Here is a 22,018-nt window from a genome sequence, read left to right on the forward strand (position 1 = left end):
AGAAGCTCTTTATTTCTGACTTTAAAACACCGTAAAGAATTTTCTACTGTCTGAGCGACAGCGAGTTTAGAAAATTTAGGTGGCTTAAAGTCAGAAATATTAGAGCTTCTTTGTGCAGTAAACCGCTTTCCTAAATGCAAATCTCATACGGTAGCTTCCACATTAAAAATATCATCTACACATGCTAAAGTAAGAAATTCAGAGAACTGAATTTCTATAATCATTTTAAGAATTAGTACATAAAATCTTTTAGGGCGGCAGCCCTGGAGGTTACAAGAACTTACAAGAAATGGATATAAAAGTTTAGCTTGGTATGCTGAAAGGCTCTTGATAAAAATTTGAATGAATAACATTTCACAACCTGTCGGTCTGCGGGCTTATCAGCCCTTTGATAAGTATCAATTTAAAGGGAACTTTCCCCAAAGCGAAATTCCTTCCTTCAGTCAGTAAATGTAAATTCCATACAGTAGGTTCAACATTAAAAATGTTCCAATTTCCTTTGAGTTTGAAATGATTGTAACACATTTTTAAAGTTTTTCTGAATATATTAGTTGTAGTAATAATTTTTAAAGGAAAAATTATGAGAAATACTAATATTTCAGAAGTTCCATATCAAAGGCCAAATCCCACCGATGAAGAAAGACATACCCAACTTAGGTACACTCTTAATGCTGGAGGAAGACCTGAAGACTATAAAAACATAATTGAACTTTTAAGTCCCCCAAAGGATATAACAACTATAGCTCTTAAAAACAGTGGTAAAGGTGTTAAAGTTGCAGTTATAGGGGCTGGAGAAGCTGGCCTTGCTGCTGCATTTGAACTTAAAAAAATAGGATGTGATATTACTATTTTTGAAGCCTCCAACCGTATTGGGGGAAGAGTATATACTCATTACTTCGATTGTGAAGGGAAATATCCAGTTGAGCTTGGTGCTATGAGAATTCCAGCTTCTCATGAAACTACATGGCATTATATTAACTTGTTTAAACTTAACACAGATATATTTGTCACTAGAAATGTAAATGGACTTTTTTATATTAGAAAGAGATGGGCGAGAAATGACCCTGAAGGCCTTAGTGTTATGCAAAATATATATCCAGCCTTTAACTTAACTCCTGAAGAAAGAAGAACTCCTTGGCAAGAGTTAGTAGGAAGAATATATAAAAAATATGTATTATCACTGCCACCTGAAATTAGAAGAGAAATTATTGAAGTTAAGCAAAATTATTCTGATGCAATTAAAAGAATGGATTGGCTAAGTTATGAAATGGCATATGAAAATTCTGGATTAAGCGAAGATGCTATTGCTATGTTAAGTTATTTATCAACTTTTGATGTATCATTTTTTAATATTGGATTAATAGAGGTAATGCAAGAAGCATATACTGCCGATTTTTCATTTACTTATAGAATTCATGGAGGTATGCAAAATCTTACGGCAGCCTTTTGTAAAGCATTAATGAATAAGAAAAATAGTGCCTATGCAGGAATTAGTTCAACTGAACTGGGAAATGTTAATTTTAAAATGAATACTGTAGTTGATGGAATATATAAGAATCCTGATAAGGAAGGAATACTTTTGGAATGTAGAAAAACTCAAGATGATAGTGTGAAATATGAAAACTTTGATTATATAGTATGTGCTATACCATTTACAAGTCTTAGAAGAGTAAATATTACTCCTTTATTTAGTGTAGACAAAATGCAGGCCATTGCTTCTTTAAATTATGAAGCTGGACAAAAGACATACTTTTTACTTAAAGAGAGATTTTGGGAAAAGGGAAACAAAAATCAAAGAATTGTTGGCGGAAGTACTGGCAGTGATTTGCAAACAATAGCTACTTTTTACCCATCAGATCACTCCATAGCTGTTCCTGGAAAGCTTAATGTTTGGGACTTAAAGCCAGGAGCATCACCCAATGAACCAGGAGCACTACAGGTGTCCTACAATTGGGCAAGAGATGCTGAAAGAGCTGGTAATAAAAAGATAGACCTTCGTATTATGGATTTTATAAAACAAACTGAAGCCATTCATGGACTGCCAAGTGGATATATAGATGAAAATATGATAGATTATGCTTCTATATATTGGCCTAATGTTCAATATATATGGTCTGGAAGCTGTCTTACAAAGCCTAAGGATAAGATTTTATTTTCATATGTTGTAACTCAGCCTGAAATGAATAATAGAGTTTTCTTTGCAGGGGAACATATATCTCAAAAGCATGCTTGGATGCAAGGAGCTCTTCAAACAGGAATGCTTGCTGCCAATGGAATCGCAGAACAGATAAAAAAACGAAAAATTTAATGTTGAATTTTCAGTATGGGGTTTGCATTTAGGAAAGCGTTCACTACGCGAAAAAGCTCTAATATTTCTTAGTTTTAAAGCACCTAAGCCTTCTAAACTCGCTCTGCTCAGACAGTAGAAGGCTTTTAACGGTGTTTTAAACCGAAGAAATAAAGAGCTTTTAGTGCTTGTTCAATGCTTTCTACAATGCAAATCCCATACACATATTCAACATTAAATTTTCTTCATTAAATGCTAACTATTCAGTAGTAACTAAAATATAAACTAAGTTCTTAATAAAAATAACCCCTAAACACTGTCAATAGTGATTAGGGGTTAGAAGTTAGCGATTAGCAACTTTGGTTTCTCTCACAAGGTTCTTGCTCACTGGTAGTACGTGTGGGTTTCCTGTTATAGGATTTTTTATAAGGCACATATCCATATTATATACTTCCTGTAAGTTTCTTTCTGTAAACACATCTTCGACAGATCCATAAGCTTTGATATGTCCATTCTTTAATAATATTAAAGAATCACTATACTCTGCTGCTAGGTTAAGGTCGTGAAGTATAGTTATAACAGTAATGTCTTTGCTTAAGAACTTTACAGTGTCTAGTATTTCAATTTGATGCTGAATATCCAAATTTGATATGGGCTCATCTAGAAGAAGAATATCTGTATCTTGAGCAAGGGCTCTAGCAATTATAACTCTTTGTCTTTCCCCGCCACTTAGTTCATTTATATTTTTATATTTAAGCTCCCAAGTATTTGTCATTTTCATGGAGTCTTCAACTATTTTAAAATCTCTTTCTTGTTCATTTTGAAATCTCTTAAGGTAAGGAGCACGGCCCATCATAACTATATCTAGTGCAGTAAAGTCAAAATCAATATTTGTATTTTGTGGAACAGAAGCTAAATTTTGAGCTAATTCCTTACTAGAAAGTGAATTAATATCATTGTCATCTATATATACTTTTTTATTATCCACAGGAACGGCCCTGGATATATTTTTTAAAAGCGTTGTTTTCCCAGAACCATTTGGTCCTAAGATAGTATAAAATTTTCCTTTAGTAAATTGTAAATTTATATTATTAAGTATATTCTTACTTCCATATCCATAATTCAAGTCTTTTACAATAAGGGAAAAACAATCTTCAGCAGACATTAACTCACCTTCTTTTTATTTGTTATTAATAAATATATAAAGTAAGGAGCTCCAAATACAGAAGTTATAGCTCCCACTGGAATTTCAGCAGGTGGTACCAAAGTTCTAGCTAAAGTATCAGCTATTATCATAAATATAGCACCGCCTATAGTTGAAAATGGAAGAAGGGTTCTATGATCTGGCCCTACAAGCAATCTTATCATATGAGGAATAATAAGACCTACAAAGCCTATTATTCCACTTACAGAAACACAAGCAGCTACAATTATAGAGGATATTACAAGTAATATTTTTTTTACTTTATCAACGTCAACACCAAGGCTTGAAGCTGTTTCATCACCTGTAAGCATTATATTTAAATCACGAGCATATATAATCATTAGTGTGCATCCTAGTACTATAAAAGGCAATAAGGATAATACTTGTTGCCAGTTTGCTGAAGCTATACTTCCCATAGTCCAAAATACTATTTGTTCTACCTGCTCTCTATTAAATATCATTATGAGTGAAATTAGAGAGGATAATAGAAAACTTACAGATACTCCAGCCAGTAGAAGTACATTGGTTGGAATCTTTGTACCTGTTTTAGCTATACTGTATACTATTATAGTAGTGAGTATAGCCCCGAAAAATGCAAATACAGTTACAAGGTTCACTCCTAAAAATGTAAATTGAAGACCCATAACTATTGCAATGGAGGCTCCCAAAGCTGCTCCTGATGAAATTCCAAGGACATATGGATCTGCCATAGGATTTTTAAATATAGCCTGAAATGAAGCTCCTACCACAGATAGTCCTGCACCTATAAGTGCAGCCATAAATATTCTTGGAAGTCTTATGTTTGTTATAATAAGAACTTGAGTATTTGATACATTACTTAAATCTATAAAGGCACCAATGAAGGGGATTTTAGATAAAAGTATTTTCATAGTTTGAATAAATGTTATATTAGCAACACCTAAAGTGCTAGATAGTATTATTAGCACAAATAAAATAGCTATAGTTATTAAAAGTAATGTTCTATAGTAAATTCTTTTTCTGTCAAAAGACATTAAAATCCCCCCATTAGATAATTAAAAACTATTTAAATGCTTCAGGGTGAAGAATTTTCGCCATAGCTTCAAGTCCATCAGCAAGTCTTGGTCCCTGTCTATCAAGCATATTGTTATCTATTTCAAATAGGTTTCCTTTTTTAATAGCATCTAAATCTTTATAGCCTTTAGCTTCTTGAAGTCTTTTCTTGTAATCAAAATATACAGGACATATAACTATATCTGGATTTTTTTCTAATACTTTTTCTACACTGTATTTCCAGTTAACAGCATCTTTAGCTACGTTTTTACCGCCAGCCATAGTTATAATTTTATCTATAAATGTATCCGCTCCAGCAGTAAAATCTCCATATGAACCAAAATCTATAACGTAGTAAACTGATGGAGTTCCTTTTCCTGCAACCTTTTGCTTAACATATTCAACTTTTTTCTTCATATTGCTTATTACTTCAAAGGCTTTATCATTTGCGTTTAAAACTTCACCTAATTTTTCAATAGTATTATAAGCACCTTCGAAATTTTCTTCTCCATAAAGAACTACTACTTTTACTCCTAAAGATTGAAGTTTTTCTAATGTTTCCTTTGGAAAATGAGTTGAACCTATAACTAAATCGGGTTTTAAGTCCACAATTTTTTCTATGTTAGGCTGCTCTAGCGTACCTATGGATTGTATATTCTTTACTTCTTTAGGGAAATCACAAAAATCTGTTCTTCCTATTAATTTATCCATTTTTCCTAGATAGTATATTGTTTCTGTAATGTTTGGTCCTACAGATATTATCCTTTGTGGTTCTTTATCTATAGTTACGTTTCTACCAGATGAATCTTTAATAGTTAAAGGATATTTTGTTTTGTCTTTTTTTTCTACAGTAGCATTTTCTTTATTATCTTTGGTGGCATTTTTGTTATTACCACAGCCAACAAAGGAAAATGCTAAAACAAAAGTTAAAATTATTGCAGATAATTTTTTGAACTTATTGTGCATTTAGAAGTTCCTCCTTATGGTATATATATGTATAAATAAAAAACCATTATCTTATTAAGATAATGGAGTTCTTTTACAGGACTACCATTAGCTTATCCACGTAAGCTAAATGAGCTGTATTTACAGGCAGGTATCCTGGCTTAGATTCATCGCATATTAACGCCTTCCCCCATTGAGTGGCATAATGCTAATATACTCATCTTCACAGTGGCGGGACCGCAGAAGTATTTAACTTCTTTCCCATTTAATCCATTTGGAACCTATAAATTTTATATATTAAATTATATCATAATATTTGACTAAAAGTTATATAAAACTTAAATTTATGACTTTATTATATGTAGTATTTCCATATAATTTTAATTTTATTATAACCAGAGTTGAGTTTAACATTTATAATATTATATGTCAAGATAACAGGATTAAATACATGAATATGTTTTCATAGAAAGTTTTTTGCTAATTATTACTTTAAATTTAAATGTGTACTTGCATTTATTTTTTTACGTTGATAAAATTAACATTAATTAAAAACTCGTGTTTTAAAATTCTGGTAACTTAAAATTGATGACTAATAAAAGGAGTATATATTATGGAAGCAACAACTCTTTATCCAGGTAGTATTGGAGAAATAGTTCAAGGAAAATATAATGGAATAGATGTATTATGTTCATGTCCCATAAATCTTTTTACTGAAGTAAAAGTATGGGAAAGTAAATTTCCACATGTTAAAAATAGGTATAGTAAATCCTCAAAGTTTTTAAGAAATATACTTACAGAATGGGGAGAGAAGCAATATATAGATACTTTGGATATATTTATTAAATCCTCTATAACAAGAGGAAAGGGATTTGCTAGTAGTACAGCTGATTTATGTGCACTTTATCACTCCTTAATTAAATTATTTAATAGACCTTTTAGTAAGCAAGAGCTTGTGAGAAATTGTATAGCCATAGAACCTACAGATAGCATAATATTTAAGGAACTTTGTGTATTTGATTATAAAAACGGAATGTATACTGAAGAGTTAGGTAAGTATTTAGAGTTTGACATATTAGTATTTGAAGGAAACAAAACAATAAATACCATTGAATTTAATAATAAAAAATTACCACCTCTTAGCAATATTGATGATTTAATTCCCATTTTAAAAGATGGAATTAAAACTCAAGATATAAAAAAGATTGCTCATTGTTCTACTGAAAGTATTATAAGAAATGAGAAAAGGCTTTCTTATGAGATACTTCCTACTATATGTAATATATGTGAAGAATTAGAGGGGTATGGCATAATTGGAGCCCATAGTGGAGATGCCCTAGGAATAATATACGAAAAGGACGTAAATTTAAGTATTTTATCAAAATATAAGGATGAGCTTAAAAATTATAAAACATATTCACTTAAAACTATTAAATTATAAAACAAATTTCATTTTTAAGCATTTAAATACATATAAAATTATTGAATGTAAAAGATTACATAGATAAATGAGAATTGTGTAGAAAAAAGAAGAAAAAAGAAGTAAGTTTCACATAAGTAAAGATAAGTTCCTTTTAAGTAAGGTTCTATGTTTGCTTAATAAGTGCTTTTTCTATAAAATAATATAAATTTAGACGGTATAAATTTCATACAAAAAAGTATTGATGGAAATAAGTACCATGGAACGTAAATATACCTTTCGTACATTGTTTGGATGAGAGGTTTTTTTATTTCAAAACAGGGGGGCATTTTATGAGTATTAAAAAGGATAATAAAAATATAATTATCACAGGGTTTGCACTTTTTTCTATGTTTTTTGGAGCAGGTAATTTAATATTTCCACCAACACTTGGTTTTATATCAGGGGACAAATGGATATTTACTATGATAGGTTTTTTGCTTACCTGCATAAGTTTGCCGCTTCTTGGGGTAGTAGCAGTAGCTTTATGTGGAGGAAGTACAGAAAAATTAACGAGTAAAGTAGGAAATAAATTTGGTAAGTTTCTTTGCTCAATAATAATGCTTTCTATAGGACCATTATTTTGTATTCCAAGAACAGGAGCCTCAACCTTTGAATTGGGAGTTCAACCAATGTTCCCAAATGCTAATCCTGTAATAGTATCAGTAATTTATTTTGCGATAACACTAATCTTTGTATTAAATGAAAGTAATGTAGTAGACAGGGTAGGGGCAGTACTTACGCCATTTTTACTTATATCGCTTTTGGTAATAATAGTAAAAGGGATTTTCTTTCCTATGGGTGAAGCAATAAGTACTGATATAGCACTGCCTTTTTCAAGAGGATTTACTGAAGGATATCAAACTATGGATGCCTTAGGATCTATAATAATGGCGCAAATGGTGGTAGGAGATTTAATAGCCAAAGGATATAAAAATAAAAAAGAACAAATTTCTATTACAATAAAATCAGGCATAGTTTCAGCAGTATGTTTAACAATTGTATATGGTGGACTTTTATATATAGGAGCTACTGCAAGTGGTATGTTTGGCAAAGATGTTTCAAGAACAGCTCTTCTTATAGGGATAACATCTAACATACTTGGACCTTCAAGTAAGTTGATTTTTGGAGCGGCAATTTCAATTGCATGCTTAACTACTGCAATAGGACTTACTGCAACAGCTGGAAATTACTTTAGCAATCTTACTCACGGCAAATTAAGTTATAAATTAGTAGTTACTTTAATATGTATATTTAGTGCTGTTATTTCAAATTACGGAGTAGAAACTATAATTAATTTTGCTGTGCCAGTACTAGTTGCTGCATATCCTGTGGTAATAGTTCTAATAGTTATGAACTTACTTAATAAATATATTGAAGATGCATACATTTACAAAGGTGCAGTTTATACAACTTTAGTTATAAGTCTTGTAAATTCACTTAGTACTTTAAATATAAATATACCTTATGTTACCTATTATATAAATAAATTACCGATGTCTGCTCAAGGATTTGGATGGATAATACCATGTATATTAGGAGCTTTACTAGGAAGTTTATATAGTAGAAGTAGAAAAACACCTTCTGTGCTAGAAGAAATCAATCAGAAATCTTGATTTTAGATTTAAATTAAAACCCACGGTAATATCCCGCGGGTTTTAATTTTTAATAATGTTTAAGTAAATTATTATATTCCACCTGCATATTATGTATTAATAAGTAATGGGAGGAATGCTTTTTGAAAAAAACTTATGTGTTGGACACCAATGTAATATTGTATTCTCCTGGAGCAATATTTTCCTTTGGCGAGAATGACGTAGTTATACCAGAAGTGGTGCTTGAAGAGTTAGATGCGTTTAAAAAAGATAAAAATGATTTAGGTGCAAATGCTCGTCATGCTTCTAGAATTTTAGATAAACTTAGAATAGAAGGAAATTTAAATAAAGGAGTAACGCTTCCTGGAGGAGGAACCCTTAGGGTAGAAATGAATCACCAAGATGCTACAATTCCTCCATCTTGGGATAAAGCTAAGCCAGACAATAGAATATTACAGGTATGTAAGGGCTTACAGGAAGCTGGAGAAAATGTATGCTTAATTACAAAAGATATATTTGAAAGAATAAAGGCAGATTCTGCAAATATAGATGTTGAAGATTTCCATGAAAAGGTAGTTCCAGAAAATGATAATCAATACACAGGAAGAATAGAGTTATATGCATCCTCATTGAAAATAGACGATTTTTATGTAAAAAGAATCTTAGATATAAAGGACGTTTTTTATTACGAAAAGGAAACAAATGAGTATGTTGAGCCTTTTCTTTACAATAATCAGTTTATACTCATACATTCACTAGAAAACCCAAGGCAATCTGCTGTGGGGAGATTTAATGGAAAATCTATAGTGCCATTATATTATAAGGATAAAACTCCACTTGGAATAGTTCCAAGAAATTTAGGGCAAAGATTCATGTTAGAAGCACTATATACAGATGCAGATAAGGCTCCACTAGTTATAGTAAAGGGACCTGCAGGTACAGCAAAAACACTATTTTCTTTAGCTGTAGGACTTGATAAGGTAATTGAGGAACAAACAAAGCAATATAGGAGAGTACTGATTTGCAGGCCAAATGTTACCATGGATGAAGAGATCGGCTTCTTACCAGGAACAGAACAGGAAAAGATATCGCCTTTTATGAGACCTATATTTGATAATTTAGAGATATTAGTGGATTCAAATGAAAAAGAAAGATATAAAAATGAAAGTGAGCTTACAGACAAAATAAGAGAATTATTTGATAGAAGAATAATTACAACAGAAGCTGTTGCATATCTGAGAGGTAGATCTATAGTTAAGAATTGGATGATTATTGATGAGGCACAAAACCTAACCCCTAAACAGGTGAAATCTATTATAACTCGTGTGGGGGAAGGAACAAAGCTTATATTAATAGGAGATCCAGAACAAATAGATCAACCATTCTTAGACTCAAGATCTAATGGATTATGTTATGCCTCAGAAAATATGAAGGGAAGCGAACTTTGTTATCAAGTTACTTTAAAACATGATGAGTGCGAAAGATCTCCATTAGCATATGAGGCAGCTAAGAGGCTTTAGCTATAACTAACATCCGATTTATGCTGATTAAAAAGGCTGTAAATTGCAGCCTTTTTAAAATTATATAATTTATATGCCCTATTTAAGTAGCTTGAAGATCACTTTTACCATTAAATAATGAATAAATGCATTAATTTCTATTTAAAAATATCAAAATTTATTGTACAATAAAGAATGTATGTATTTATTAAGAAAGGAACGATAAGCGTATGGGAAAAAAGAAAAAGGTGAGGAAGAAAAAAAAGTTTTCATTTAAAATATTTTTCTTGTTCTTACTTTTTGAATTTGTATTTTCAGCAGCAACAGGACCTTTGATAGTATTTTATGGACCATTTGATAATGTAAGAAAGACTATAGTAGGGGCAGCTATGAGCACTTTAAGTCACCAATATATAGCTACCACTTTTTTATCAGATCAAAAAATTAAGGATATATTAAAAGGTGATGTAATAGAAGAAATAAATCAAAATGAAAATCTACAAGACTTAGAATTTGACAATAAACATGACCCAAATATAGAAAGATATGATGTAGAAGGTAAGAAATTTAAAGGATCTATGCTTGTGATTCACGATCCTACTAGAGTAAAGGTTGGATATAGTAGTAAAATTCCTAAATCAGGGGAGCTGACAAGCCAAATAGCAAAGGCTAACAATGCAGTTGCAGCTGTAAATGGCGGAGGCTTTGTGGATCAAAGTAATGATGGAAATTGGACAGGAACTGGCGGACAACCTGTAGGACTTTTAATGAGCAATGGAAAAGTGATTCGTAATGATATTACGAATCGTGACGCGAAAAATGACACTGTAGCCCTTACTTCTAAGGGAGTGCTATTAGTTGGTAAGTATACTTTAAATGAATTAGAACAATTAAAAGTAACAGAGGCAATGACCTTTGGACCAGCGCTAGTAGTGAATGGACAACCTACTATTAAAAATGGTGATGGAGGATGGGGGATTGCTCCAAGAACAGCAATTGGCCAAAGAAAAGAAGATGGAGCAATACTGCTTTTGGTAATTGATGGAAGACAAGTTTCTAGTATGGGAGCTACTTTGAAAGATGTACAAGATATTATGCTAGAATATGGAGCTTATAATGCCACCAACTTAGATGGAGGTTCTTCTTCTACTATGTATTATGATGAAGAAGTAATAAATAATCCTTGTGACCCACTAGGAGAAAGATCCGTTCCTTCTATCATATATGTTACACCTTAGAAAGGAAGATGTTATGAGCGCTTTAAAGAGAATAATAGGTTGGATGATGATTTCACTCATAATTCAATTTGCAGGATTATATTATATAGATAATGTTTACTTAGCTAACAATACACCTGTAAGAGTAAAAAAGATAGAGGATAAATCAAATAATAAGAAGAAGGATGTAGAGGTAGCTATACCGGAAAATGCCCAAAATATTAATGTGTCCTTCGATGGTAAATACTTAGCTTATTATGATGAAGATATTTTAAAAGTTGTAAGTAATAAAACCGGTGAAAAAAAGGATGTATGTTTCGAAGAAGGAGTTAAGATATCTTATTATAAGTGGCTTTCTGATAGAAACAGAATGCTTATAGCAGAAAAACATTCTACTCAAAATGGAATGGCACTTAGGCTTTCCTACTATGATATAGGTAAGGATACTAAAGAAGAAATAAAAGATCTTACCTGGGCAGATACAGAGTCAGAGGTAGAATCTATTGAAGCATCTACTCTTACTAATGTCATACACATTAAAGTATCAAGGGGTAATGGCAAGAGTAGTATTTACTGGATAAATATAATGAAAGATATGAAGAAATTATATACAAATGACAACTTTATAGGAGAAATACGTACATTAAATCATCAAGATAAGCTTCTATATGAAGGAAAAACATATAATAGTATATATTCTACAAATAAAAATAATTCTATTAAAATTGATGGAGTAAAGGTACCTAAGCTTCTAGGAGTGGATGAAGAAGATAATGTATATATAGGCTCAGAAGAAAATGAAAAGATAACTAAAGTGTATTATGGAAGCATAGAAAAACCTACATCTGAATGGAAAGTTATCGAACTTAATGAACCAATAGATAAAAATGATATATATATTTCTAAAAAAGGACAAATATTTTTAAATGATAATTTAAAGGGTATAATAAAAGAGGCATCCACTGGAAAGCAGACAGCCTATAAAGGTACATTTCTTCAAATATATGATGATGGAGTTGCATCAATCAGTGAAGGTAAGCTTCAAAAAGCTGAGTTGAAATAAAATTTTTACTAGTCATTAATCAATAGCGATTGTCTAACAAATAAATTCCGGAAAGGTCCGGAATTTATTTGTTTATTCACACAGAATTTCTTTATGATATAATATAAAATTAAGAAAATAAATATATAAATTTAATTCAGTTGTGATAATCTATAAGGAGATTATAGATTTTTATAAATTATACAGGAAAGGATGAGGAGTTTGAGAAGAGAGTTAATGGATACAATATTAATGATACCAGCTATACTTATAGCATTTACATTTCATGAATACGCTCATGCATATGTAGCAGATAAACTAGGGGATAAAACTCCTAAGTTTCAAGGAAGACTTACTTTAAATCCAATGGCACATATAGATCCTATAGGATTTATAGCAATACTTATAGCAGGTATTGGTTGGGCAAAACCTGTAGAAGTAAATCCAAGAGCCTTTAAGAATTATTATAAGGATGATTTAAAGGTTTCTATAGCAGGACCTTTAGCAAATATTTTAGCAGCAGTTGTATCTGCAGCTGCAATGTTTTTGATTTATAAGATTGGTAATGTATTTCCCATAAGCAATAGAGATGTACTGTATATATTAATTAGAATATTTAATACATCTGTATATGTAAATTGCATATTGGCAATATTTAATTTAATACCAATACCAGGATTGGATGGCTTCCATGTAGTAAGGGATATTTGGCCATCAGTATTTTACAAGTATTCAGATGTATTATATAGATATCAATTTGTAATATTTTTACTATTTATAATGACACCTATCTCAAGTGTAATAGTTAGAACACCAGCAAATATGATATATGGAACTATAATGAGAATATTTAGCTTGTAAAATATGCTATTAACTATTGACTGATAAAGTTTGGAGGTAACAACATGAGACTTAGAAAGAAGTGGTGGGCACGCCCGGAAATGGAAGCATCATCATTAGTAATAACAAATCCACGTGAATATAAAGGAAAGTGGAATGAAGAATTTAAAAATGATAATCCTGTGCATTTGGAATTAGGCTGCGGTAGAGGTGGATTTATTGCTCAAAAGGCAGTACAAAATCCAGATATAAATTATGTTGCTGTAGATTTAAAAGATGAAGTGCTTATATATGTATTAAAAAAAATCGAAGAACTGGAAATTACAAATGTGAGAGTAGTTCCTTTAAATATAGCGTTTATAAGTGAAATATTTGATAAGGATGAAATTGAAAAGATATATATAAATTTTTGTAATCCATGGCCTAAAGATAGACATAATAAAAGAAGACTTACTCATAGTAGATTTTTAGCTGAATATAAGAAGTTCATTAAAGAAGGAAGTGAAGTTTGGTTTAAAACTGATGATACAGATCTTTTTAATGCTTCACAGGAATATTTTAAGGAAAGTGGATTTACAATAACATACTTAACATATGATTTGCACCAATCTGACTTTGATAAAAATGTAATGACTGAATATGAAAAGAAATTTACTCAGCTTGGCATGAAAACTATGTTTTTAATTGGAAGACTATAGATTTATAATAACAATTAATAAAATGGTAACCCCAGGGCATTGGCCCTGGGGTTTACTTTATACTGTGTATGATAAAAGTTCCTTAAATAAAGCACTAACTACTTTATTCCAATTTTGATTTTCAGCGTACTTTTTATTTATCCAGTAAAAAGCATCTGTGTTTGCTGGCTTATTTTTACATAGGTTTAAAACTGTTCTTGCAGCAATTCTTGAACTATCTTTTATGTCAGTATTATAATGCTGCCAGCTATAAAATACATTGTATGGATTGTTAGCTATTTTATATGCTTGCGTATTACTTTTTGGTACAAAGGATTGCTCTACACCTGTTATGGAAAACAGTATTAATGGATTTAAATTAAATTCTTTTGCAGTAGATATTATGGTAGAAAAATAAGGCTCTTCTGCAAGCAGAGAGTTTCTATCTACTAAGAACTTACGTAGTCTAGCTGTATTTACATCATAATACTCAAAGTATGTAGGAACTCCTGAAGCTTGGTTTTGTTCATTAATATATGAACTTATGGATTGATTTCCTCTTGAAAGTCTTTTTAATGAAGCTTTTTTTGCATTATCCTTTGTTGGAGTTACTACATAATTATAGTCATCAGAAACTCTTTTGTAGGCTCCTAATGATAGCGATGTGGCATTTTCTTCTTTAATATTTAATGATAATTTACTTTTAGTAAAGTATTCATTTAGATTCTCTAAGTTAAGACCTGATGCAAAGAAAATAGATACAATAAGCGCTGAAATAATATAAGCCTTTAAAATGCTCTTAATGTACTTACTCGGTTTACATTTCATATAATCACCTATACCTTATAATAATTTATTTGTATGATTTATAGGAATTTATAACTTTAATGATTTGTAAAAGTATCCTATTTTCATACAAATCACTACACCTCAGTTTATTTGAGGCATTTCCTTATAAATCAACACTAATTAATTTACTTTTAATGGATACAACTAAGATTATATCCACTTTTTATTTTTATAAACATAAAACTTAAAAAAATCCATGGGATTCTGGAAATGCTAGCATTTAAACTATATTTTTAAATAATTTTGAGTAAACAGGAAATACTATAAAAAGGGAGGTGGCAAATTATGAGTAAGGATAATAATTCAGCTAATAGTATAGTAGCAATAGGAAAAGATAGTGATAATGAAATTGTAAGTTATAAGTTAGACAATGGAGAAATTCTTTCAAGAGATCAAGCCATATCACTGGCAAAAGACGGTGGATTGAAAGGAGTGTCTGTTTCAAAGTCAAGAAAGGGAGAAGAATATTTGAGAAGTCTTCCAGATGACGATGAAAGTAACAATCTAAAGAATTTGCCAAATATAGAAGAGTAGTTAATAGATAGTTTAATGGTGAATGTTCCGTACGGGATTTATATAATTAACGAAACATCTCAGCAAACTGAGATGTGCTGATTTATAACGAAATCAGAGATTTCTATAAATCATGCAACCGTTCGTTTCGCTAAAAACGGCTAATATTTATAAATCCCGTACTGCATTCACCATTAAAAATGTCTTTATTTCAAGTTTGCCAAATAAAAATCTTTTAAGGCGGCAGCCTGACAAGTTATAAGGGCTTATAATCAATAAGTAGGAAGTTAGATGGATAATATTTTAAGTGGACTTGCTAGTTCTTTAACAAATATATTTAAAAGGAACTTTCGCCAAAGCGAAATTCCTTCCTTCAGTCAGTAAGTGTGAGTAATATTTTTAATGTTGAACATAAGTATGAGATTTGCATTGTAGAAAGCATTGAACAAGCAACTAGAAGCTCTGTATTTCTGATTTTAAAACACCGTTAAGAATTTTCTACTGTTTGAGCAACAGCGAGTTTAGAAAATTTAGGTGGTTTGAAGTCAGAAATATTAGAGCTTCTTTGCGCAGTGAACGACTTTCCTAAATGCAAATCTCATACGACCGGTTCAACATTAAAAATGTCGTACTATTTTGCGTTCTTAGCAGCTTCTAATACCTTATCGTAATTTGGCTGCTCAGTGATTTCTTCAACATATTCAACATAAACTACTTTGTTATTACTATCGATAACAAAGGCAGCTCTTGTAAGAAGTCCTAATTCTGCAACATAAGTTCCATAATTTTCTCCAACCAATCTATCTTTGTAGTCAGATAATGTAATTACATTTTTTACTCCGTGAGCTGCACACCATCTAGATTGAGCAAAAGGTAAATCCATAGAAACTGTGTATATAGTTACATTAGGAATAGAAGTTGCTTTGTTATTAAATGTTCTTGTTTCAAGGTCACAAGTAGGAGTGTCTATAGATGGTACTGTAAGAACTATTCTTACTCCTTTTGTATCCTTTAATGACACAGGATTTAAGTTATTATCAATGGCTGTAAAATCAGGAGCAGAATCACCAACTTTTACTTCGGCTCCTTTAAGAGTAACTGGTTTATTTTGAAATTTAATATTCATTTAAATACCTCCTGGTTTAATATATATTAAGTAATAATTATTATCTATAAATACATAATAGCATTATAGATAAAATAATTCAAATGTTTATTGATAAATGTCTTAATACATTTGTAAATATAACGTTAATAGTTTATCGCTTTTTTATGAAAGTATTCTCTTAATAAAGGTAACTTATATTAGTTTGACTTTAAAATTGAACTTTCATACTTTATAATAAAAATAAGAAATACATTTTTTTATAATATATAATAAATAGATAATAATTAAGTTTACTGAATTTATTGTTTAAGAAAATCGCATTAAATGAGGTTAATTATTATTTCAAAAGGATTGGTGAACAGGTTGGATTTAAATTTAAGTGGAAAAGTAGTTTTAATTACTGGAGGAACAAGAGGAATTGGGAAGGGAATAGCTTTAGAATTTGCTAAGGCGGGAGCAATTCTTGCTTTGAATTATAGAAGTAATCATAAAGAGGCTGAAGCTACATTAGAAGAAATAAAGGCTTTAGGATGCTATGTAAAGATATTTAATTGGGATGTAGGCTCTTATAAGGATAGTGAAGAAAATATAAATAAAATAATAAATGAATTTGGGAAAATTGATGTACTTATAAACAATGCAGGTATTTCCAAGGTTAATTTATTTATAGATAGCAGTGAAAATGATTGGGATAACATAATGAATACCAATTTAAAGGGAATATTTAATTGTTGCCGCCAAGTAGTGCCTCATATGATTAAAAATCAAACAGGCTCTATTATCAATATATCTTCCATGTGGGGCAATGTAGGAGCATCCTGTGAGGTTATATATTCTGCATCAAAAGGGGGAATTAATGCATTCACAAAAGCACTTGCAAAGGAGCTAGGGCCAAGCGGTGTAAGAGTAAATGCTATATCTCCTGGGGTGATAAATACCTGTATGAATAATTGGCTTTCAGATGAAGAAAAAGAAAGCCTTGTAGAAGAAATACCGCTCTGTAAGTTTGGAGAATGCGAAGACATTGGAAATACCGCTGTATTTTTAGCAAGTGATGCTTCAAAATATATGACAGGACAAATAATTACTGTAGATGGAGGTATGCTGTAACAGCATGTCACATTTATAGATGTGAGTTTTTATTTCAAAAAAAATGTAGTAAAATAAAGGGAAAGTAAAATTGATATATTTAAAGTGTAGGAGTGGTTATATGGATAATATGTGGCTTAACGTAAAAAATGGCACAGACATTAGAGGAGTAGTAATTAAAAATGATGATAGAGCTGTAAATCTTACAGAAGAAATGGCTATGAGCATTGCAAAAGCATTTGCAGTTTTGATATCTAGAAAGAAAAATAAGAATTTAAAAGAATTAAAAATATCCATAGGAATGGACTCTAGAATAACTAGTAAAAAATTAAAAGAAATTTTAATAAAAGAAATTAAAGCTTTAGGATGCTCTGTATATGACTTAGGAATATGTTCAACTCCTGCAATGTTTATGAGTACAGTACTTGAAGGATACAGCTTTGATGGTGCTATAGAAATAACAGCAAGTCATCTTCCATATTATTATAATGGATTTAAGTTCTTCACAGATAAGGGGGGATTTGAAAGCAGCGATGTTACAGAATTACTCGAAATAGCAGATAAGGGTGATTTTGAAGAAGCTTGCTTTAGTGGTGAAACAATTCAGCTTGATTTTATGGATGTTTATAGTGATTTCTTAATGAATAAAATAATTAATGGTATAAATGATACTAGAAATAAATTTAAACCACTTGAAGGTTTTAAAATAGTAGTTGATGCAGGTAATGGGGTAGGAGGATTCTTTGCAGAAAGAATTTTAAAAAAGCTGGGTGCGGACACTTCAGGTAGTCAATTCCTTGAACCTGATGGAACTTTTCCAAATCATATACCAAACCCTGAAAACAAGAAAGCAATGGAAGCGATTAGAGAGGCTACATTAAAAAATGGTGCGGATATTGGAATTATTTTTGATACAGATGTGGATAGAGCGGCCATAGTTGATCATAAGGGTAATGAAATAAATAGAAACTTAATCATCGCTTTATCATCTGCAATTGTGCTTGAAGAACATCCAGGTTCTATAATAGTTACAGATTCTGTTACAAGTAATGGACTTAAAAAATTCATAGAAAGCCATGGTGGAATTCATCATAGATTTAAAAGAGGATATAAAAATGTTATTAATGAGGCTATAAGATTTAATAAAGAAGGCAAAGAGTCTCATCTTGCCATTGAAACCTCTGGGCATGCTGCTTTAAAAGAAAATTACTTCTTAGATGATGGAGCATATTTAGTGGCTAAAATACTTATAAAAATGGCTAAGCTAAGAAATGAAGGCGGGAAAACATTATCAGATTTAATCTATGACCTTGAGGTGCCTTATGAAAGTGTAGAAAATAGAATTAAAATTAACTCTGAGGACTTTAAAAATTATGGTTTATCTATTCTGGAGGATCTAAAGAAACATGCTGAAAATATTTCTGGATGGAATATTGAGCCTAAAAACTTCGAAGGTGTAAGGGTAAATTGTGATAAAGAAAACGGTAATGGATGGTTCTTATTAAGATTATCTCTTCATGAGCCTGTTATGGCATTAAATATAGAGTCAGATGAAGAAGGCGGCGTAGAGTTAATAATGTCAAAGCTTGCTGAGTTTTTAAAGAAATACGACAAACTAAGTTTATAGTATCGAAAGTGCCACCCAAGTGGCAAGTAAGAGTTTAGGCGGTTGATGCATTAAAAAATGACTACCTCAGAATAAAAATTTGAGGTAGTCATTTTTTTAATAAAATTTCCCACTTGTCATGTGGGTGGCACTTTTCTGCTTTTCTGTTATTTTGCTAAGTTAAATATGTTTACTATGTCTTCCTTGTGAAGTTTTACAAAGTTTCCTAGTGGGCCATTTTCTGTTCCCTTTGAGGCCATTTCTTCAAATCTGTCTGAAGGAACATTAGCTTCAGTTAAAGAAACAGGCATTCCTATTTTCTTAAAGTAAGCTTTGGTTCTTTCTATGCCTTCTAAAGCAGTTGCCTCAAGGTTATTAACATCAATTTCTACATCCCATACCCTGTTTGCAAATTGAGCAAATCTATTTACATCTTGTTTATATACATATTTCATCCAAGCAGGGAATAGTATTGCAAGACCTGCACCATGAGTAATGTCATAAATTCCGCTTATTTCATGTTCCATATCATGAGTTCCCCAGTCTTCAACTCTTCCAGTTCCAAGTATTCCGTTGTGTGCTATAGTACCTGCCCACATGATTTCAGCACGAGCTTCATAGTTTTGAGGCCCTTCTAATACCATAGGAACATTCTTAATTATGGTTCTAAGAGTAGATTCACTTAATCTGTCAGTTAAATCTACATTTGGTTCATTTGTAAAGTATCTTTCAAATATGTGTGCCATCATATCAGCAGCACCAGCAGCGGTTTGGTATGGTGGAAGGGTATACGTAAGCTCAGGATTCATTATTGCAAATACTGGTCTCATAAGATCACTTCCAGTTGCTCTTTTATACCAACCACCTTCATTTGTTATAACAGAACCTGTACTAGATTCACTTCCAGCTGCAGGTATGGTTAAAATTACTCCTACAGGAAGAGTAGTATTTACTACAGCTTTTCCTGTATAAAAGTCCCATACATCTCCCTCGTAAGATGCGCCTATTCCAATAGCTTTGGCAGAATCAATTACACTTCCTCCTCCTACAGCTAAAATTAAGTCTATATTATTTTTATGACAAAGCTCTATTCCCTCACGAACTAAGCTTAATCTAGGATTTGGTTTAACTCCGCCAAGCTCAAATATTTCTACTCCAGCATCCTTTAAAGATTTAATTACTCTAGTATAAAGACCAGATTTTTTTATACTTCCACCACCATAGTGAAGTAAAATTCTGATGCCATATTTTTTTGATTCATTACCAACTTCATTTTCTGTATCTTTTCCAAAAATAATTTTCGTAGCATTTTGATAACTAAAATTGATCATATTATGCCTCCTTAGCCATATTTTTTCATACATAATTATTATATGAAAGTGCCACCTAAGTGGCAAGTAAGAGTTTAGGCGGTTGATGCATTAAAAAATGACTACCTCAGAATAAAAATTTGAAGTAATCATTTTTTTAATAAAACTTGCCACTTGCCATGTGGGTGGCACTATATTATAATATTAATATATATAAGTGCATATGTTTTAAGAGTTTTATAGGGTTCCGTAGTTTTAAAGTAAAACTGGCCTGGTCCGAGATAAAACGTACAGTTTAACTGTATACACGGAAGGATAAAAGCCTGGGAGGTATTTCAAATATCTACGTTGGCTTTTTTTGTTTTTCTGATTTTTAAGGTAGCTGACAATGAATTTGAAAATAAAAAGTTTATAAGACATAAGCAAAATATTAAATTACATTTAAGTACTCAATAGTAGAAAGGAGTGAAAGTTATGCAATGGGTTTTTTTATTGGTAGCAGGAGTTTTTGAAGTATGGTGGGCTATAGGTTTAAAGTATTCGCAGGGATTTACAAAGTTGGTACCAAGTTTATTTACGGCAGTTGGAATGGCAGCAAGTTTATATTTTCTGGCATTAGCATTGAAAAACCTTCCATTAGGTACTGCATATGCAATTTGGACTGGAATTGGTACCGTTGGAACCGTAATCTTAGGAGTAATATTATTTAAAGAACCAATGGACATCACTCGATTAGTTTGTATTGGATTTATAGTAGTTGGGATTGTTGGACTAAAATTGGTATCACCTCATTAATTAAAATTTTTAGAAAGCTTTTTTCATTTCCAGAACTATAGTGTTACAACAAAATATAAGACAATAAAGTTTATAATTATGATATACTTTTAAAGTAGTATAAAAGTTTACATGTGTAGGAGTGAAAAAAGTGAAATTTAATAAAAAATATTTTTTAGTTTTAATTGTGGTAATTTTATTTTTTAATGGTTGTAGCAAATTCTCTAATACTACTTTAAAGAAAGAAGTAGCTATGGATACTAAGCTTCAAGAAAGTTTAGATACATTTTTCACTTATTTTTCTGAAGCAGACATAAAGGATTTTAAGGAAAATGAATTAACAGAAGAGGAAATGATAAATTTTTCAGTATATCATAACTTTATACATGACTTTGATAAATTTACTATTTTTAAGGAAAGATGCTGTGCACTTATCGAATCAAAGTATGTCAAAGAAAGTGAAGAATACTTCTTTGGTAAACAAGCCTCAAAGCATGAATCTACAGGTAAGTACGAGCTTTTAGATAATAAGTACAAGGTGTTTTTGGCAAATAAAGGAGAGCTAACTATTTCAAAGACAGACAAGTTATATGATTTAGGTAATGGAGAATATTTAGCTGAGTTAAGTATTTATAATGTTAATGGGTTTGAGGAAGATTTAAAGGGTATTTTTGAAGAACTTAAAAAGGGTAATAGTAAATTTATAAAACTTAAAGTTAAAAAGACAGCTAAGATAAAAAAAGTAAACCAAAATGGAAATGAAAGATTTATTTTATTAGCTTATGAAACACAACAGGAGAAATAAGCAATATAATAAGAAAAACAAAGGAGCATCCTAAATTTTTTTAGGATGCTCCTTTATTTTTAAGAAACTGTTAAGATTTAATATGCTTCAATAAAAAGATTTTTGTGTTAAGCTATAATTTGAGTATAATACTATATTAAATAAAATAAATGTATTAAAATATATAT

General features: G+C 31.0%; 19 protein-coding genes and 2 riboswitches. Of the genes, 13 read left to right on the forward strand and 6 right to left on the reverse strand.

The genetic code is table 11. From position 1 onward, the window contains the following. The first annotated feature begins 580 nt into the window (after window positions 1-580). Window positions 581-2,308, forward strand: a complete 1,728-nt coding sequence (locus CRN98_RS10790) for a flavin monoamine oxidase family protein (RefSeq protein ID WP_097027436.1) — start codon at window positions 581-583, stop codon at window positions 2,306-2,308. A gap of 322 nt (window positions 2,309-2,630) precedes the next feature. Here the strand turns inward: CRN98_RS10790 and CRN98_RS10795 are convergent, their stop codons facing one another. The 3 genes from CRN98_RS10795 to CRN98_RS10805 are packed head-to-tail and all read right to left on the reverse strand — an operon-like array spanning window position 2,631 to window position 5,489. Further along, window positions 2,631-3,452 carry an ABC transporter ATP-binding protein gene (locus CRN98_RS10795; RefSeq protein ID WP_097027437.1) on the reverse strand — a complete coding sequence of 274 codons (822 nt, stop codon included), beginning with the start codon at window positions 3,450-3,452 and terminating at the stop codon, window positions 2,631-2,633. Beyond that, window positions 3,452-4,504 carry a FecCD family ABC transporter permease gene (locus tag CRN98_RS10800; RefSeq protein ID WP_097027438.1) on the reverse strand — a complete coding sequence of 351 codons (1,053 nt, stop codon included), beginning with the start codon at window positions 4,502-4,504 and terminating at the stop codon, window positions 3,452-3,454. Before CRN98_RS10800 ends, CRN98_RS10795 begins: the two co-directional genes overlap by 1 nt. Window positions 4,505-4,532: 28 nt before the next feature. Further along, window positions 4,533-5,489 (reverse strand): ABC transporter substrate-binding protein, encoded by a 957-nt coding sequence (locus tag CRN98_RS10805; protein ID WP_097027439.1) that lies wholly within the window; start codon window positions 5,487-5,489, stop codon window positions 4,533-4,535. A 108-nt stretch (window positions 5,490-5,597) separates the two neighbouring features. Then, window positions 5,598-5,768, reverse strand: a riboswitch (cobalamin riboswitch). A 313-nt stretch (window positions 5,769-6,081) separates the two neighbouring features. Here CRN98_RS10805 and CRN98_RS10810 point away from each other — a divergent pair. The 7 genes from CRN98_RS10810 to trmB all read left to right on the forward strand — a co-directional run bounded on the left by CRN98_RS10810 (window position 6,082) and on the right by trmB (window position 13,818). Further along, window positions 6,082-6,909 carry a GHMP family kinase ATP-binding protein gene (locus CRN98_RS10810; protein ID WP_097027440.1) on the forward strand — a complete coding sequence of 276 codons (828 nt, stop codon included), beginning with the start codon at window positions 6,082-6,084 and terminating at the stop codon, window positions 6,907-6,909. A 311-nt stretch (window positions 6,910-7,220) separates the two neighbouring features. Beyond that, window positions 7,221-8,543, forward strand: a complete 1,323-nt coding sequence (gene brnQ, locus CRN98_RS10815; protein ID WP_242960903.1) for a branched-chain amino acid transport system II carrier protein — start codon at window positions 7,221-7,223, stop codon at window positions 8,541-8,543. 122 nt (window positions 8,544-8,665) lie between these two features. Continuing rightward, complete coding sequence (locus CRN98_RS10820) at window positions 8,666-10,042, forward strand: PhoH family protein (protein ID WP_097027441.1); 1,377 nt, start codon at window positions 8,666-8,668, stop codon at window positions 10,040-10,042. Between the two features lie 209 nt (window positions 10,043-10,251). After that, window positions 10,252-11,259: a phosphodiester glycosidase family protein gene (locus tag CRN98_RS10825; protein ID WP_097027442.1), complete on the forward strand. Its 1,008-nt coding sequence runs from the start codon at window positions 10,252-10,254 to the stop codon at window positions 11,257-11,259. A 13-nt stretch (window positions 11,260-11,272) separates the two neighbouring features. Then, complete coding sequence (locus tag CRN98_RS10830) at window positions 11,273-12,301, forward strand: hypothetical protein (RefSeq protein WP_097027533.1); 1,029 nt, start codon at window positions 11,273-11,275, stop codon at window positions 12,299-12,301. 216 nt (window positions 12,302-12,517) lie between these two features. After that, on the forward strand, window positions 12,518-13,141 hold the full coding sequence (locus CRN98_RS10835; protein ID WP_242960905.1) for a site-2 protease family protein: 624 nt from the start codon (window positions 12,518-12,520) through the stop codon (window positions 13,139-13,141). A 44-nt stretch (window positions 13,142-13,185) separates the two neighbouring features. Further along, window positions 13,186-13,818 carry a tRNA (guanosine(46)-N7)-methyltransferase TrmB gene (trmB, locus tag CRN98_RS10840; RefSeq protein WP_097027444.1) on the forward strand — a complete coding sequence of 211 codons (633 nt, stop codon included), beginning with the start codon at window positions 13,186-13,188 and terminating at the stop codon, window positions 13,816-13,818. Between the two features lie 57 nt (window positions 13,819-13,875). Here the strand turns inward: trmB and CRN98_RS18135 are convergent, their stop codons facing one another. Beyond that, window positions 13,876-14,625 (reverse strand): hypothetical protein, encoded by a 750-nt coding sequence (locus CRN98_RS18135; protein WP_097027445.1) that lies wholly within the window; start codon window positions 14,623-14,625, stop codon window positions 13,876-13,878. A gap of 306 nt (window positions 14,626-14,931) precedes the next feature. Between CRN98_RS18135 and CRN98_RS10850 the strand changes: the two genes are divergently transcribed. Next, the gene (locus CRN98_RS10850; protein WP_097027446.1) at window positions 14,932-15,180 is read left to right on the forward strand and encodes a DUF3892 domain-containing protein; all 249 of its coding nucleotides are present in this window, start codon (window positions 14,932-14,934) and stop codon (window positions 15,178-15,180) included. Between the two features lie 610 nt (window positions 15,181-15,790). On the opposite strand, the gene tpx is transcribed toward CRN98_RS10850, so the two are convergent. Then, window positions 15,791-16,285, reverse strand: a complete 495-nt coding sequence (gene tpx, locus CRN98_RS10855) for a thiol peroxidase (RefSeq protein WP_097027447.1) — start codon at window positions 16,283-16,285, stop codon at window positions 15,791-15,793. A 345-nt stretch (window positions 16,286-16,630) separates the two neighbouring features. On the opposite strand from tpx, the gene ymfI reads away from it, so the two are divergent. Both ymfI and CRN98_RS10865 read left to right on the forward strand, forming a co-directional pair. Further along, complete coding sequence (ymfI, locus tag CRN98_RS10860) at window positions 16,631-17,377, forward strand: elongation factor P 5-aminopentanone reductase (protein WP_242960907.1); 747 nt, start codon at window positions 16,631-16,633, stop codon at window positions 17,375-17,377. 100 nt (window positions 17,378-17,477) lie between these two features. Further along, a complete protein-coding gene (locus CRN98_RS10865; protein ID WP_097027449.1) occupies window positions 17,478-18,983 on the forward strand; it encodes a phosphohexomutase domain-containing protein in 1,506 nt (501 codons plus the stop codon). 146 nt (window positions 18,984-19,129) lie between these two features. Here CRN98_RS10865 and CRN98_RS10870 read toward each other — a convergent pair whose 3' ends face one another. After that, window positions 19,130-20,293, reverse strand: coding sequence for an iron-containing alcohol dehydrogenase (locus CRN98_RS10870; RefSeq protein ID WP_097027450.1), 1,164 nt, complete (start codon window positions 20,291-20,293; stop codon window positions 19,130-19,132). Window positions 20,294-20,500: 207 nt separating this feature from the next. After that, window positions 20,501-20,604: riboswitch (guanidine-I (ykkC/yxkD leader) on the forward strand. A 142-nt stretch (window positions 20,605-20,746) separates the two neighbouring features. Between CRN98_RS10870 and sugE the strand changes: the two genes are divergently transcribed. Then, window positions 20,747-21,067, forward strand: a complete 321-nt coding sequence (gene sugE, locus CRN98_RS10875) for a quaternary ammonium compound efflux SMR transporter SugE (RefSeq protein WP_097027451.1) — start codon at window positions 20,747-20,749, stop codon at window positions 21,065-21,067. A gap of 130 nt (window positions 21,068-21,197) precedes the next feature. Then, window positions 21,198-21,851 (forward strand): hypothetical protein, encoded by a 654-nt coding sequence (locus CRN98_RS10880; RefSeq protein ID WP_097027452.1) that lies wholly within the window; start codon window positions 21,198-21,200, stop codon window positions 21,849-21,851. The last annotated feature ends 167 nt before the right edge of the window (window positions 21,852-22,018 follow it).

The sequence above is a fragment of the Clostridium peptidivorans genome (assembly GCF_900205925.1).
In the GTDB taxonomy this organism is placed as follows: Bacteria; Bacillota; Clostridia; order Clostridiales; family Clostridiaceae; genus Clostridium_AK; species Clostridium_AK peptidivorans.

Coding starts and splice junctions, on each gene's coding strand:
- CRN98_RS10790 (WP_097027436.1), top strand. CDS start 581: ATGAGAAATACTAATATTTCAGAAGTTCCATATCAAAGGCCAAATCCC.
- CRN98_RS10795 (WP_097027437.1), bottom strand. CDS start 3,452: ATGTCTGCTGAAGATTGTTTTTCCCTTATTGTAAAAGACTTGAATTAT.
- CRN98_RS10800 (WP_097027438.1), bottom strand. CDS start 4,504: ATGTCTTTTGACAGAAAAAGAATTTACTATAGAACATTACTTTTAATA.
- CRN98_RS10805 (WP_097027439.1), bottom strand. CDS start 5,489: ATGCACAATAAGTTCAAAAAATTATCTGCAATAATTTTAACTTTTGTT.
- CRN98_RS10810 (WP_097027440.1), top strand. CDS start 6,082: ATGGAAGCAACAACTCTTTATCCAGGTAGTATTGGAGAAATAGTTCAA.
- brnQ (WP_242960903.1), top strand. CDS start 7,221: ATGAGTATTAAAAAGGATAATAAAAATATAATTATCACAGGGTTTGCA.
- CRN98_RS10825 (WP_097027442.1), top strand. CDS start 10,252: ATGGGAAAAAAGAAAAAGGTGAGGAAGAAAAAAAAGTTTTCATTTAAA.
- CRN98_RS10830 (WP_097027533.1), top strand. CDS start 11,273: ATGAGCGCTTTAAAGAGAATAATAGGTTGGATGATGATTTCACTCATA.
- CRN98_RS10835 (WP_242960905.1), top strand. CDS start 12,518: ATGGATACAATATTAATGATACCAGCTATACTTATAGCATTTACATTT.
- trmB (WP_097027444.1), top strand. CDS start 13,186: ATGAGACTTAGAAAGAAGTGGTGGGCACGCCCGGAAATGGAAGCATCA.
- CRN98_RS18135 (WP_097027445.1), bottom strand. CDS start 14,625: ATGAAATGTAAACCGAGTAAGTACATTAAGAGCATTTTAAAGGCTTAT.
- CRN98_RS10850 (WP_097027446.1), top strand. CDS start 14,932: ATGAGTAAGGATAATAATTCAGCTAATAGTATAGTAGCAATAGGAAAA.
- tpx (WP_097027447.1), bottom strand. CDS start 16,285: ATGAATATTAAATTTCAAAATAAACCAGTTACTCTTAAAGGAGCCGAA.
- CRN98_RS10865 (WP_097027449.1), top strand. CDS start 17,478: ATGGATAATATGTGGCTTAACGTAAAAAATGGCACAGACATTAGAGGA.
- CRN98_RS10870 (WP_097027450.1), bottom strand. CDS start 20,293: ATGATCAATTTTAGTTATCAAAATGCTACGAAAATTATTTTTGGAAAA.
- sugE (WP_097027451.1), top strand. CDS start 20,747: ATGCAATGGGTTTTTTTATTGGTAGCAGGAGTTTTTGAAGTATGGTGG.